The sequence below is a fragment of the Nocardioides sp. QY071 genome (genome assembly GCF_029961765.1).
Classification (GTDB): domain Bacteria; phylum Actinomycetota; class Actinomycetes; order Propionibacteriales; family Nocardioidaceae; genus Nocardioides.
Genome location: NZ_CP124681.1, coordinates 2,855,017 through 2,868,071 on the forward strand (window position 1 = coordinate 2,855,017; position 13,055 = coordinate 2,868,071).

Consider the following 13,055-nt stretch of genomic DNA (forward strand, 5'->3'; position numbering starts at 1 on the left):
GCCGGGAAGCCACAACCGGCGCTAGGGATATGCGGGTTGGACCGCCACGCAATGAGCATCCGGCACGGCTTCTCGACACCGACGGTGCCACATCCATCATCACCGGAAGGACCGGACGAATGTCCACACATCAAGGCCGGCTGTTCGCTGGCATCGACTGGGCCACCAAGACCCACGCAGTCTGCGTGGTCGACGATCAAGGCGCCATCAAGGTGCGTTTCGAGATCCCCAACACCAACAAGACCTTCACCGGGCTGGTCAAGCGCCTGAGCAAGCTCGATGTCGAAGGAGTCGCCATCGAACGCTGCGACGGGCCCTTGGTCGAGGCGTTCCTCGACGCAGGGCTGCGCGTCGTGGTCATCACCCCACGCCAGGTCAAAGGCCTGCGCAGCCGCTACACCGGCTCCGGCGCCAAGTCCGACGCCGGTGATGCCTACCTGCTGGCAGACGTGCTGCGCACCGACGGCCACCGCCTCACCCCGCTGACCCAAGACAGTGAAGCCACCCAGGTACTGCGATCCCTCTCGCGCACCCGCAAGCAGCTGGTCGAGTCCCGCGTCGGACTGGTCAACCAGCTCCATGCCCAGCTGGAACGCTGCTTCCCCGCAGCGATCGGACTGTTCTCGCGACTCGACAGCGACGTCACCATCGCCTTCCTGCGTCGCTACCCCACCCAGCATGCGGCCAGCCGGCTCACTCCGGCCCGGTTCGCTGCGTTCCTGCGCCGCATCGCCTATTGCGGCCGCAAGCCCGTTGACGAGCTCTACGCCCGCATCGCCGACGCCCCATCCGCAGGCCTGTCCGCGACCGAAGCCGAAGGACGAGCCGTGTGCGTGCTGGCCCTGCTGCGCACCATCGAGACCACCCGCCACGAGGAACGCGAACTCGAGGCCGAGATCATCGAACGCCTCGACGCCCACGCCGACGCGCACATCTTCACGTCCCTGCCCAAAGCCGGACACGGCGTCCGCGCAGCCCTGCTGCTGTCCGAGATCGGCGACGTCCGCGCCCGGTTCCCCGACGAGGAATCCCTCGCCGCCCTGGCCGGCGTCGCGCCCGTCACCAAGGCCAGCGGCAAGCTCCACACCGTCGGGTTCCGCTGGGCCGCGGACAAGAAGCTCCGCAACGCACTCATCGACTTCGCCGACGACTCCCGCAACGCGAGCCCATGGGCCGCGAAGATCTACGCCGACGCCATCGCCCGCGGCAAACGCCACCCCCACGCCGTGCGCATCCTGGCCCGCGCATGGGTCCGCGTGATCTGGCGCTGCTGGCAAGACCACACCGCCTACAACCCCGAACTCCACGGAGGCGCCATGCAACTTCAAGCCGCCTGAGGTTGACCTAGGGAATCTCATGCCGTCGCCAAGTCGCGCTCGGCGACATAGATCCCGCGCGCCGAAAGCCAGCCAGGGGTGGCATCCCGGATCTCGGCGTCATCGAGCAGGAGGTTCGGCTTGATCCATTCCTCGTCGGCGCGCAGGTCCGTCCATGCAGGAGCCGTGCGGTCGGCGGCCATGAACTCGTGGGCGACGAAGGCGCCCAGCAGTGCGTCCCAGCGATCGGTGGTCCTAGCGCTCGGCCGGGCTTCCCATGCGTCGGCGGGTGCACCCGGCGTCGCGAGCAACTCACGAACCTGGTCCCGAGCCTGGACCGCGATCTTGAAGGCCCAGGCCTCGTCACCCTCGTCGACCGCGTCCTTCAACGCTCGCTGGGCGAGGTCCGGCGTGAGCCACCCCTGATCACGCGCCTCTCCGAGTGCGGCACCGATGCGGCACGCCCGGACGAACAGCGCTGCCGACGGGCTTGCAGTCCCCTTCAGGTAGGAGGACAGGCGGGAGTGCGAGGTCCCCAGGGCAGCAGCGAACCCACGCAGGCTGAGACCGCTGCTCTTCATGGCCTCACTCAGCCGGCGGGCGACTTCGCGGGTGTCGACGTCCATCACGCCTCCTTCACGACAATGGTACCCGATCAGGTACCACCGGCGGTCACGCCAGCGCGACCAGGTCGGCGTAGTCCGGGCTCCACAGGTCCTCGACGCCGTCGGGGAGGATGAGCACGCGGTCCGGCTCGAGCGCGTGGACGGCACCCTCGTCGTGGGTGACCAGCACGATCGCGCCCTCATAGCGGCGGATCGCGTTGAGCACCTCCTCGCGCGAGGCGGGGTCGAGGTTGTTGGTGGGCTCGTCGAGCAGCAGCACGTTGGCGGCCGAGACGACCAGCGAGGCGAGCGCCAGGCGGGTCTTCTCGCCGCCGGAGAGCACGCCGGCAGGCTTGTGCACGTCGTCACCGGAGAACAGGAACGAGCCGAGGACCGAGCGGGCCTCGGTGTCGGTGAGCTGGGGCGCGGAGGACTGCATGTTCTCCAGCACGGTTCGGGACACGTCGAGCGTCTCGTGCTCCTGGGCGTAGTAGCCGACCTTGAGGCCGTGGCCGGCGACGACCTCGCCGGTGTCGGGCTTGTCGACGCCGGCGAGGATGCGCAGCATCGTGGTCTTGCCGGCGCCGTTGAGGCCCAGGATGACCACGCGGGAGCCCTTGTCGATGGCCAGGTCGACGGCGGTGAAGATCTCGAGGGCGCCGTACGACTTGGACAGGTCGTGCGCGGAGAGCGGGGTCTTGCCGCAGGCGGCGGGCGTCGGGAACTTGATCGCGGCGACCTTGTCGGACTGCCGCTCCCCCTCGACCCCGTCGAGGAGCTTCTCGGCCCGCTTGAGCATCTGCTGCGCGGCACTCGCCTTGGTGGCCTTGGCACGCATCTTGTTGGCCTGGTCGGTGAGCGTCTTCGCCTTGTTCTGGGCGTTCATCAGCTCACGCTTGCGGCGCGCCTCGTCGGTCTCTCGCTGGGTCAGGTAGTTCTTCCAGCCCATGTTGTAGACGTCGATGACCGAGCGGTTGGCGTCGAGGTGGAAGACCTTGTTGACGGTCTCCTCGAGCAGGTCGTTGTCGTGGCTGATCACGATGAAGCCGCCCTTGTAGGACTTCATCCAGTCCCGCAGCCAGGTGATCGAGTCGGCGTCGAGGTGGTTGGTCGGCTCGTCGAGGACGAGCACCTCGGCGCTCGAGAACAGGATCCGGGCCAGCTCGACGCGACGCCGCTGGCCGCCGGACAGGGTCCCGAGCGGCTGGTCCATCAGCCGGTCCGGGATGCCGAGGCTCTGGGCGATCTGGAGTGCCTCGGTCTCGGCGGCGTACCCGCCACCGGCGTCGAGCTCGTCCTGCGCCCGCTGGAACTTCCGGAACGCCCGGTCCCGCTCGTTCGGGTCGTCGGAGGCCATCGCGACCTCGGCGGCCCGCATCCGTCGTACGGCGTCGTCGAGGCCGCGTGCGGACAGGATCCGGTCACGCACGATGACCTCGGGGTCGCCCACGCGCGGATCCTGCGGGAGGTAGCCGAGCTCGCCGCTGTTCGTGACGGAGCCGCCCGCGGGCAGCGCGTCGCCGGCGAGCACCTTCGTGAGGGTGGTCTTGCCGGCGCCGTTGCGGCCGACGAGGCCGACCTTGTCGCCGGGGCCGACGCGGAAGCTGACGTTCTCCATGAGGAGTCGCGCACCCACGCGTACCTCGAGCTGGTGCACGGTGATCATGAGGAGGCCATTCTCCCACGGCGGTTCGGCGCCCCCTAAATGCCGGCGGTGTCCTCTAGGGTGCTGACGTGGTGCGATTCAATCCGAAGGCCCGCCTCGACCAGTCCCGAGTGCGTGACGCCGGTTCCGGCGGTGGCGGCGGCATGGGCGGCGGTCTCGGTGGCGGCGGCATGCGCATCCCCATCCCGAGCGGCAAGGGCGGCATCGGTGGCCTGATCGGAGTGATCCTGGTCGTGGTGGTGACCCTCCTGCTCGGCGGCAACCCGCTCAGCGGCGGTGGCGGCACCGGCGGGCTCGGCAACGTCTACTCGCCCTCGCGCCTGAGCGACCAGCAGCAGGGCACTGACCGCTACGCCGACTGCAAGACCGGCGAGGACGCCAACAACAGCCAGGACTGTGCCCGGGTCGCGATCGAGAACTCGATCACCGCCTACTGGGACAGCGAGCTCGGCGGCAAGTTCCGCCCGGAGAAGGCGATGGTCACCTTCACCGGCTCGGTCGACACCGGGTGTGGCGCGGCGTCGTCGGCGGTCGGCCCGTTCTACTGCCCGACCGACGAGACGATCTACCTCGACACCACCTTCTTCGACGACGTGCTCGAGGGTCAGCTCGGCGGTCCGGACGGCAGCTTCGTGGAGTTCTACGTGCTCGCCCACGAGTACGGCCACCACATCTCCAACCTGCTCGGCTACATGGGCCAGGTGCGCAGCCAGCAGACCGGGCCGCAGAGCGACGGCGTACGCCTCGAGCTGCAGGCCGACTGCTACGCCGGCATGTGGGCCAAGCACGCGACCACCACCGAGGACGCGTCGGGCGAGAAGCTGATCCTCGACCTCACCCAGGACGACATCAACCAGGCCATCGAGGCCGCGAAGTCCGTCGGCGACGACTACATCCAGAAGCGCTCGGGCGGCCGGGTCAACGAGGAGGCGTGGACCCACGGCTCCTCCGCGCAGCGCCAGAAGTGGTTCATGGTCGGCTTCCAAGAGGGCACCCTCGACGCCTGCGACACGTTCGCGGCCCCCAAGGTCTGAGCCAGCGGGTCCTACAGCGCCAGCAGGGACTCCATGTGCCCGAACGTGCGTTGCAGCGCGCGCAGGTGCGGGGCCACGGCCGGGTGGCGGTACTTGCCGGCGAGCGCGCCCTCCCCACCCGCGACCCGGGCCAGCGCCCACTCGGCGCGGTTGAGCGCGGTGTAGACGGACACGACCTGGGCGCCGAGGACCACGGCGTCGCGCTCCGCGATCCCGTCGGGCAGGCCGAGCAGGTAGGCGTCCAGGAGGGGCTCGAACTCCTCGCGCGAGGAGAGTGACAGGTAGCCCAGGTCGCCGCCGACCGGACCGTGGCCGAGGGTCCCCCAGTCGATGGCGAGCGCGTCGTCGCCGGACCGGCCGGGGACGTTGAGCGCCGTCGGGTCGCCGTGCTGCGGGACCTGCGGCAGGTCGTCGAGCAGCGCGAGCATCCGCTCGCGGTGGGTCCACAGGTGCTCGGCGACGTCAGCGACCGTCGTCCGGGCCAGGGTCGTCCAGCCGCCGCTCCTGGAGACGCGGGCCAGGCGGTCGCGGAGCAGGGAGGTCGCGAGGAATGCCGGGTGGCCGAGGTCGGCGCCTGAGAACCGGCCGAGCGACAGCGCGAGGAACAGCCCGCTCGACGCCGCGTCCTCGACCCAGTCCCGCACGATGGTGACGCCCTCGTCGTCCTCCTCGACCGAGGCGCCGGCCGAGCGCAGCCCGGGCGTGCCGGCGGTGAGGCCGGCGACCAGGACGTCGGCCTCGCGGCGCCAGTACCCGGCGTGGGTGCGCTCCGAGAGGACGGCCGGGTCGCCCGGAACCGGCGCGCCGAGCCGCTTGACCACCACGGGCCGCCCGCCGAGCGCGGTCCGCCACACGCCGACGGTGGACGTCCCCGTGCCTCCGGGGAGAGCCACCCAGTCGGGCTCGGGCTGCCACATGCGGCTGAAACTAGCCGATGTCACGCTCGCGGAACCGCCACCACGCCACGACCAGCAACGCGGCGGTCACCGCGCTGAGCCCACCGGCACTCCCCCAGCTCCATGCGTCGGAGGGCAGCGACGGCACGTGGGAGTACGGCGAGAGCCCGGTCAGCCACCCCGGCAGGTCCAGCAGGTCCCCGAGCAGGCTGAGGGTCAGGAAGGCCGCCGGCCAGGCCCAGACCAGGGCCGACCACCGCAGCCCAAGCGCCAGCGAGAGCACGGCGAGCGCGCCGACCACCCAGGCCGCGGGCACCCACGCGAGGGCCGCGAGGACCAGGCTGCCGATGCCGGGACCGTCCGCGGCGACGTACCCGATCCACAGGCCGACGCCGGTCACGACGAGCAGCCACGCGGTACCGACGAGCGCGAGCACCGCGGACGCGGCGAACCACCCGCTGCGACTGGTCGCGGTCGCGAGCACGAGCTCGGCGCGACCGTCCTCCTCGTCGCGGCCGGCGTGGCTCACCACGGTCACCGCGAAGTAGGTGAGCACGACGGCGACGATGGACAGGATCGCCGCGACCAGCGCCCCGCCGAGCTCGTCGATGATCGACTGGGCGACCTCGGAGTCCAGCAGGTCGCCGATGCCGGGGGCGATCATGCCGAACACGACGCCGAGCACGCCGGCCGCGACCGACCAGAGCAGGAGGGTGGTGGCGTGCACCTTGAGCGCCAGGGTGAGCGCGTCGGCCAGCCGGGGCGAGCCGGTCCGCGGACCGGGGCGGGTCGGCACCAGCCCGGAGCCGAGGTCGCGGCGGGCGCGCAGCACGAAGGCGGCCGCGGCCAGGACGCCGGCGACGAGGAGGTAGCAGGGCAGCAGCCACCACCGGACCTCGCCGTAGGCGCGCACCTGCGTGTTCCAGCCCAGCGGCGAGAGCCAGCTGAGCCACTCCGGGCCGGTGTCGCCGGCGGCACGCAGCACGAACAGGATCCCCACCACCCCGGCCGCGTACGCCGCGCAGGTGCGTGCACTGGCGGAGAGCTGGGCGGTCACGGCGGCGATGCCGGAGGCCACCAGGGCGGTGCCGGCCCAGAGCGCGCCGAAGGCCACCGACCCGGCGGCGCCGAGCCCGGACACGGTGTTGCCGAGAGCGGTGAGCACACCCAGCACGAGGGCCAGGAGCACGGCCTCGAGAAGCGTGGCGACCAGCGAGGCGTGGCGGCCGACCGCGGTGCCGCCGATCAGCTCGGTGCGGCCGGTCTCCTCCTCGACCCGGGTGTGCCGGCGCACGACCACGATGAACAGCACGGCCACGAACACGGCGTACAGCACCGTCATCTTGGTCATGGCCAGCTCGCCCTCGCTGGTGACGTCGAGGATCGGGCCGTAGAGCGCGACGATCGCGGGGCTGGCGTTGATCGCCTCGGCGGCCCGGACCCGGTCGGCCTGGTCGGCGTACAGGCCCGGGGTCGCGGCCGCGGACGCGACGCTCATCAGCACGAGTACGGCGAGTGCCACCGGCGCGAGGATCCGGTCCTGGCGCAGGCCCAGGCGCAGCAGGAGCGGCCAGCCGGTCACCGGCCCGCTCCGACGCGGTCCCGGTAGGCGTCGAGGAAGAGCTCCTCGAGGCTGGGCGGGGTGCTCGTCAGCGCCGTGACACCGGCGGCGGTGAGTGCAGACAGCACGCTGGGCAGGCCGACGGGGTCGACGGTGCAGCTGACCTGACCGTCGGCGACCGCGAGGTCGTGGACGCCGGGTACGGCGGACAGGTCCGGCGCCGTACCGCTGAGCGAGGCGACGATCCTCGACCTGCTGAGGTGGCGCAGGTCGCTGATCCGCCCGCTCTCGACGACCTCGCCCTCGCGGATGATGGTGACCCGGTCGGCGAGCCGGTCGACCTCGCTGAGGATGTGGCTGGACAGCAGCACCGTCGCACCGCGGCCCGTCTGCTCGGCGACGCACTCGTTGAACACCTGCTCCATGAGCGGGTCGAGGCCGGAGGTCGGCTCGTCGAGGATGAGCAGGTCCGGGTCGGTGGCGAAGGCGGCCACGAGCGCGACCTTCTGCCGGTTGCCCTTGGAGTAGGCGCGACCACGCTTGGTCGGGTCGAGGGAGAACCGCTCGATCAGCTCCTCGCGCCGCGATGTCGCCGGGTCGGCGCCGCGCATCCGGATGAGCAGGTCGACGATCTCGCCGCCGCTGAGGTTGGGCCACAGGCTCACGTCGCCGGGCACGTAGGCCAGCCGGCGGTGCAGGTCCGCGGCATCGCGCCACGGATCGCCGCCGAGGATGGTGACCTCGCCGCCGTCCTTGCGTAGGAGGCCGAGGAGCACCCGGATGGTCGTGGACTTCCCGGCTCCGTTGGGACCGAGGAATCCGTGCACCTCGCCGGCCTCGACGACCAGGTCGAGGCCGTCGAGTGCGCGGAAGGAGCCGAACGTCTTCACGAGGCCGTGCACCTCGATGAGGGGACTCGTCATGACTCCATCATGCACCTGTTTCAGCAATTTCTGAATGTTGTATAGGATCTGGGCATGGCGACCGAGACCTCCCGCGACTCCTTCGTGGAGCGGATGGGCGGTGCGCTCACCAGCGCCGGCCTGGCCCGGCTCCCCTCGCGGGTCTTCGCGGCCCTCCTCGTCGACGACGACGGCCGGATGACCGCCGCCGAGCTCGCGGCCGGCCTCGGCATCAGCCCGGCCGGCGTCTCCGGCGCCGTGCGCTACCTCGACGGCATCGGCATGATCCGCCGCGAGCGCGAGCGCGGGTCCCGCCGCGACGTGTTCGTGGTCGACGACGACGCCTGGCACGGGATGATCGGCCGGCTCGACCAGTTCTACGCGCCGCTCATCGCCGCCCTCGACCGCGGCCTCGCCGACCTCGCCGACGGCGACCCCGCCCGGCGGCGGCTGCGCCTCTCACGCGAGTTCCTGGCCTTCGTGCTCGCCGAGATGTCCGAACTCGACCAGCGGTGGGCCCTACGACGTACCGAGCTCGGCCTCGACTGACGCCTGGCTCGTTGAGTTGCCGCTTTCTCACCGTTGAGTTGCCACAAACTCACCCTTGAGTTGCCACCCCGCGGAGGGTCGTTGTCCCGAGATGGCAACTCAACCGCGAGAAAGCGGCAACTCAACGCCTAGCGCGGGCAACTCAACGAGGGGGGCGACGACTGTTCGACGCCCCGGCGTACGGGAGGATCGGAGCATGCAGATCGCGACCGACGACCCCCGCCGGAGCGACGTGCTCGGGCTGCTCGAGGAGCACCTCGCCGACATGTACGCGACCTCGCCCGCCGAGAGCGTGCACGCCCTCGACTCGGACGCCCTGGCGGCGCCGTCGATCACGTTCTGGACCGCCCGCGAGGACGACGTCCTCCTGGGCTGCGTCGCCCTCAAGCAGCTCAGCGACGGGCACGCCGAGCTCAAGTCGATGCGTACCGCGACCGCGGCCCGCCGCCGCGGCGTGGCCGGGCGGCTGCTCGACCACGTGCTGGCCGAGGCCCGCGAGCGCGGACACGCCCGGATCAGCCTGGAGACCGGCACCGAGGACTACTTCGCCCCGGCCCGCGCGCTCTACCTGACCCGCGGGTTCACCGAGTGCGGGCCGTTCGAGGGCTACGCCCTCGACCCGAACAGCGTCTTCCTCACCCTCGATCTGTGAGGCGAGCCGCCCCGCCGGCGTTCTCCACGACCACCACCAGCGACTGCGCGTCGCGCAGCGCCTGCTCGAGCACCGCTCGTCGCGGATCGGGTACGGCGAGCCACGGCCCCACCACGGCGACGGACCGCAACCGCGGGTCACGGAGCACCTCGTCCACCGCGCCCCGGTCGCCGCCGGCCACGATCTCGCTCGCCCCGGCCAGCACCGCCACGGCATGCTCGGCGGCCGCCTCGTAGGCGACCCGGGCCTGGTTGGCGCGCCGACGGGCGAACCGCTGCTGGGACTGGCCGCCGGCCTTGGTCCGGCCCTGGACGTGGCGTTGGCCGACCTTGCTGGCGACGACCTCGCCGGCCTCGAGGCGTGCAACGGCGAAACCGCCCTTGCGGACCAGCAGCACACCCCAGACCGGCGGCTGCTCGGTGTGGTCGGCGAAATCGGCGAGGTCGTCGGGCCGGCCGTCGTACGCCCGGGAGAAGGGCAACCGGGCGGTGAAGGTCGACCCGTCCTCCGCGACGCCGCGCATGCCGCCGTCGACGACGGTCAGGGCCGTGCCGCCGTGCGAGGACATGAAGTTCTCCAGCCACCGCGGCCAGCGGGCGGACGGGACGAGGACCTCGGGCACAGCGCGACCCTAGTGCGCATCCCGTCGCCGGCAGCAACAAGAACGTGTTCTACTTCTCTTCATGTCGGAGCCCACCATGCACCCCTGCGAGCGGGTCGGGATCGAGTACGTCGACACCGCGCCGCACCGCTACGCCAACAGCGTCGACCTCGCGATCACCCCGCAGCAGCTGTTCGAGGTCTTCGCCGACGCCGACGCATGGCCGCACTGGGCGAAGGTGATCCGGCACGTCGAGTGGACCTCGCCGCTCCCGCCGGGGGTCGGCAGCACCCGTGTCGTGTCGATGCTCGGCGGCCTCGAGGGCGCCGAGGAGTTCCTGGCCTGGGAGCCCGGCCGGCGGATGGTCTTCCGGTTCAACGAGGCCTCGGAGAGGTCGATCCGCGCCTTCGCCGAGCGGTACGACGTCGAGCCGACCCCGCAGGGCTGCCGGCTCACCTGGACCCTGGCGCTCGACGTGACCGGGCCCGGCAAGCACTTCATGCCGGTCAGCGGGCTGGTCTCGAACCTGTCGTTCCGGTGGTTCCTGCGGAACCTGCGCCGCTACACCGACCGCCGGTTCGCGACGGTTTCGTAAATTCATCCGCGATCGACCGCGGCGAACGCGCGCGCGACATAGCGTCGCAGCGTGCTCCCGCTCCCCCGTCGCACGCTCGTGCTCGCGCTGGCCGTCCTGGCCGCGCTGCTCGGCGCACCCGCGGCGGCGTCGGCTGACGACGGCCTGCCCGGCCTGCCCGGCCTGACGGTCGGCACGGCAGTGCGCACCGTCGACCCAGCGGTGCAGGAGTACTGCTGGACCTATCCGGACGTCGTCACCGAGCAGGGCGAGATCGGGTCCAGCACCTGCGGCAACCACAGCCGGCGCCCGGCGCCCACGCTGCGGCACGACGGCGCCCTCCGGCTGACCTTCGCCGGGTCCGGGTGGCGCTGGAGTGCGCGCTACGAGAGCACCCGCCCGGCGAGCCCGGCGTGCCGGGAGACCCGGCGGGTGCGTCGTCTCGGCGAGCACGACTACCGGGTCCGGCGCCCCGCGTACCACGGGACCTACCGGGTGACGCTGACCGGACGCGGACCCGAGGGTCGGATCGTCGCGGCGTTCGTCTGGCGCTACGGCACGGGCCGCTGCTCCTGACCGATCAGACGTTGAAGCCCAGTGCGCGCAGCTGCTCGCGGCCGTCGGGGGTGATCTTGTCGGGACCCCACGGCGGCATCCAGACCCAGTTGATGGCGACGTCGTTGACCAGGCCCTCCAGCGCGGAGTTGGTCTGGTCGGTGATGACGTCGGTCAGCGGGCAGGCCGCGGAGGTGAGCGTCATGTCGAGGACGAGGTTGGTGTTCTCGTCGACGTGCATGCCGTAGACCAGGCCGAGGTCGACGACGTTGATGCCGAGCTCGGGGTCGACGACGTCCTTCATCGCCTCCTCGATGTCGGCCAGCGCCACGTTGGTCGAGGCGTTGGTCGAGCCGCCGGCCTCGGGGACCTCGGGCAGGTCGCTGTTGTCGATGGACTCGGTCATGAGTTGTCTCCGTCTCCTGCGACGACCTGGGCCGTCGCGTCCTTCCACGCCATCCACGACAGCAGGGCACACTTCACGCGGGCCGGGAACTTCGCCACACCGGCGAACGCGATCCCGTCCTCGAGCACGTCCTCGTCGGGCTCCACCGCGCCCTTGCCCTGCATCAGGGTCAGGAACTCCTGGTGGATCGCCATCGCCTCGTCGACGCTCTTGCCCACGACCAGGTCGTGGAGCACCGAGGCCGAGGCCTGCGAGATCGAGCAGCCGAGGGCGTCGTACGACACGTCGTCGACGACCCCGTCGGCCAGGTGGACCCGCAGGGTCACCTCGTCGCCACAGGTCGGGTTGACGTGGTGCACCTCGGCCGTGTGGTCGGCGTGCTCACGAAGCCCCTTGCCGTGGGGGTTCTTGTAGTGGTCCAGGATGATCTCCTGGTACAGGGCGTCCAGATCCTGCGCTGTCATCCTCAGTCCAACTTGAAGTAGGAGCGGGTGTATTCCAGCGCCTCGACCAGGGCGTCGATCTCGCGCGGCTCCGTGTAGAGGTACGACGACATCCGCGTCGAGGCCTGCACACCGAAGCGGGCGTGGGCCGGCTTGGCGCAGTGGTGGCCGGCGCGTACGGCGACGCCGCGGCTGTCGAGCACCTGCGCGATGTCGTGCGGGTGCACGCCGTCGAGCTCGAAGGAGATCGCACCGCCGCGCTGGGCGGCGTCGAGCGGGCCGAGCACGGTCAGGCCCTTGACCGACTGCAGGCCCTCGAGGGCGTAGCCGGTGATCGCCTGCTCGTGGGCGTGGATCGCGTCGAGCCCGATGTGGCCGAGGTAGTCGACCGCGGCGCCGAGACCGATCGCCTCGACGATGGGCGGGGTGCCGGCCTCGAACTTGTGCGGGATGCCGGCGTACGTCGAGCCCTCCATCCGCACGGTCTCGATCATCTCGCCGCCACCGAGGAACGGCGGCAGCTCGTCGAGCACCGCACGCGAGCCCCAGAGCACGCCGATGCCGGTCGGTCCGACGACCTTGTGGCCGGTGAAGGCGACCAGGTCGGGGCGCTCCTCGACCGGCATCGCGGCCAGGTCGATCGGCAGCTGCGGCGCGGCCTGCGACGCGTCGACGACGACGATGGCGCCGACCGCGTGCGCGCGGCGGGTGAGCTCGGCGACCGGGTTGATCGTGCCCAGCATGTTGGACACCCAGGTGAACGAGACGACCTTGGTGTGCTCGTTGATCAGCTCGTCGATGCCCGACAGGTCGAGCTGTCCGTCGTCGGTGAGCCCGAACCAGCGCAGCGTCGCGCCGGTGCGCTGGGTGAGCAGCTGCCACGGCACGATGTTGGAGTGGTGCTCCATCTCGGTGATGACCACCTCGTCGCCCGCACCGACCTGCCGCGGGCCCGTCCAGGCCAGCGTGTTGGCGGCCAGGTTGAGCGCCTCGGAGGCGTTCTTGGTGAAGATCACCTCGTCGCGGTCGGGCGCACCGATGAACGCCGCCACCTTGTCGCGCGCGGCCTCGAAGGCCTCGGTCGACTCCGCGCCGAGCTGGTGCATGGCGCGGGCGATGTTGGCGTTGTGGCGCTCGAGGTGGTCGACCATCGTGTCGATGACCACCTGCGGCTTCTGCGAGGTGTTGGCGCTGTCGAGGTAGACCAGCGGCAGCCCGCCCGCGAGCGTGCGCTCGAGGATCGGGAAGTCCTTGCGGATGACCGCCAGCTCCGGGAGGAGCCCCTCCAGGGTCAT

15 protein-coding genes are annotated in these 13,055 nt (G+C 71.1%); 6 read left to right on the forward strand and 9 right to left on the reverse strand.

The features are described 5' to 3' along the window. The first annotated feature begins 119 nt into the window (after positions 1–119). A complete protein-coding gene (locus QI633_RS13780; protein ID WP_282426105.1) occupies positions 120–1,337 on the forward strand; it encodes an IS110 family transposase in 1,218 nt (405 codons plus the stop codon). 17 nt (positions 1,338–1,354) lie between these two features. Here QI633_RS13780 and QI633_RS13785 read toward each other — a convergent pair whose 3' ends face one another. After that, complete coding sequence (locus tag QI633_RS13785; RefSeq protein WP_282426106.1) at positions 1,355–1,942, reverse strand: helix-turn-helix transcriptional regulator; 588 nt, start codon at positions 1,940–1,942, stop codon at positions 1,355–1,357. Positions 1,943–1,988: 46 nt separating this feature from the next. After that, on the reverse strand, positions 1,989–3,587 hold the full coding sequence (locus QI633_RS13790; protein ID WP_282426107.1) for an ABC-F family ATP-binding cassette domain-containing protein: 1,599 nt from the start codon (positions 3,585–3,587) through the stop codon (positions 1,989–1,991). Positions 3,588–3,655: 68 nt separating this feature from the next. Here QI633_RS13790 and QI633_RS13795 point away from each other — a divergent pair, with 68 nt between their 5' ends. Further along, positions 3,656–4,621, forward strand: a complete 966-nt coding sequence (locus QI633_RS13795) for a neutral zinc metallopeptidase (RefSeq protein ID WP_282426108.1) — start codon at positions 3,656–3,658, stop codon at positions 4,619–4,621. 11 nt (positions 4,622–4,632) lie between these two features. On the opposite strand, the gene QI633_RS13800 is transcribed toward QI633_RS13795, so the two are convergent. From QI633_RS13800 to QI633_RS13810, 3 genes are read right to left on the reverse strand one after another with little or no spacing between them, the layout of a single operon-like run. After that, on the reverse strand, positions 4,633–5,538 hold the full coding sequence (locus QI633_RS13800; protein ID WP_282426109.1) for a phosphotransferase: 906 nt from the start codon (positions 5,536–5,538) through the stop codon (positions 4,633–4,635). Between the two features lie 10 nt (positions 5,539–5,548). Further along, the gene (locus QI633_RS13805; protein WP_282426110.1) at positions 5,549–7,099 is read right to left on the reverse strand and encodes an ABC transporter permease; all 1,551 of its coding nucleotides are present in this window, start codon (positions 7,097–7,099) and stop codon (positions 5,549–5,551) included. Then, entirely contained in the window at positions 7,096–8,001 is a 906-nt protein-coding gene (locus QI633_RS13810) for an ABC transporter ATP-binding protein (RefSeq protein WP_282426111.1), read from the reverse strand. The genes QI633_RS13805 and QI633_RS13810 overlap by 4 nt, the downstream gene beginning before the upstream one ends. 54 nt (positions 8,002–8,055) lie before the next feature. Between QI633_RS13810 and QI633_RS13815 the strand changes: the two genes are divergently transcribed. Together QI633_RS13815 and QI633_RS13820 are read left to right on the forward strand one after the other, a co-directional pair. Then, positions 8,056–8,529 carry a MarR family transcriptional regulator gene (locus tag QI633_RS13815; protein WP_282426112.1) on the forward strand — a complete coding sequence of 158 codons (474 nt, stop codon included), beginning with the start codon at positions 8,056–8,058 and terminating at the stop codon, positions 8,527–8,529. A gap of 196 nt (positions 8,530–8,725) precedes the next feature. Further along, positions 8,726–9,181 carry a GNAT family N-acetyltransferase gene (locus QI633_RS13820; RefSeq protein ID WP_282426113.1) on the forward strand — a complete coding sequence of 152 codons (456 nt, stop codon included), beginning with the start codon at positions 8,726–8,728 and terminating at the stop codon, positions 9,179–9,181. Here the strand turns inward: QI633_RS13820 and QI633_RS13825 are convergent. After that, the gene (locus QI633_RS13825) at positions 9,165–9,803 is read right to left on the reverse strand and encodes an acVLRF1 family peptidyl-tRNA hydrolase (RefSeq protein ID WP_282426114.1); all 639 of its coding nucleotides are present in this window, start codon (positions 9,801–9,803) and stop codon (positions 9,165–9,167) included. The two genes, QI633_RS13820 and QI633_RS13825, sit on opposite strands and share 17 nt — an antisense overlap. 61 nt (positions 9,804–9,864) lie before the next feature. On the opposite strand from QI633_RS13825, the gene QI633_RS13830 reads away from it, so the two are divergent. Continuing rightward, positions 9,865–10,377, forward strand: a complete 513-nt coding sequence (locus QI633_RS13830; protein WP_222117818.1) for an SRPBCC family protein — start codon at positions 9,865–9,867, stop codon at positions 10,375–10,377. 51 nt (positions 10,378–10,428) lie between these two features. Further along, positions 10,429–10,932, forward strand: a complete 504-nt coding sequence (locus QI633_RS13835) for a hypothetical protein (RefSeq protein WP_282426115.1) — start codon at positions 10,429–10,431, stop codon at positions 10,930–10,932. 4 nt (positions 10,933–10,936) lie between these two features. Here the strand turns inward: QI633_RS13835 and QI633_RS13840 are convergent, their stop codons facing one another. From QI633_RS13840 to QI633_RS13850, 3 genes are read right to left on the reverse strand one after another with little or no spacing between them, the layout of a single operon-like run. Continuing rightward, entirely contained in the window at positions 10,937–11,317 is a 381-nt protein-coding gene (locus tag QI633_RS13840; RefSeq protein WP_282426116.1) for a metal-sulfur cluster assembly factor, read from the reverse strand. Continuing rightward, positions 11,314–11,781, reverse strand: a complete 468-nt coding sequence (gene sufU, locus QI633_RS13845; RefSeq protein WP_141798659.1) for a Fe-S cluster assembly sulfur transfer protein SufU — start codon at positions 11,779–11,781, stop codon at positions 11,314–11,316. The genes QI633_RS13840 and sufU overlap by 4 nt, the downstream gene beginning before the upstream one ends. Positions 11,782–11,783: 2 nt before the next feature. Further along, positions 11,784–13,055, reverse strand: a complete 1,272-nt coding sequence (locus tag QI633_RS13850; protein WP_282426117.1) for a cysteine desulfurase — start codon at positions 13,053–13,055, stop codon at positions 11,784–11,786.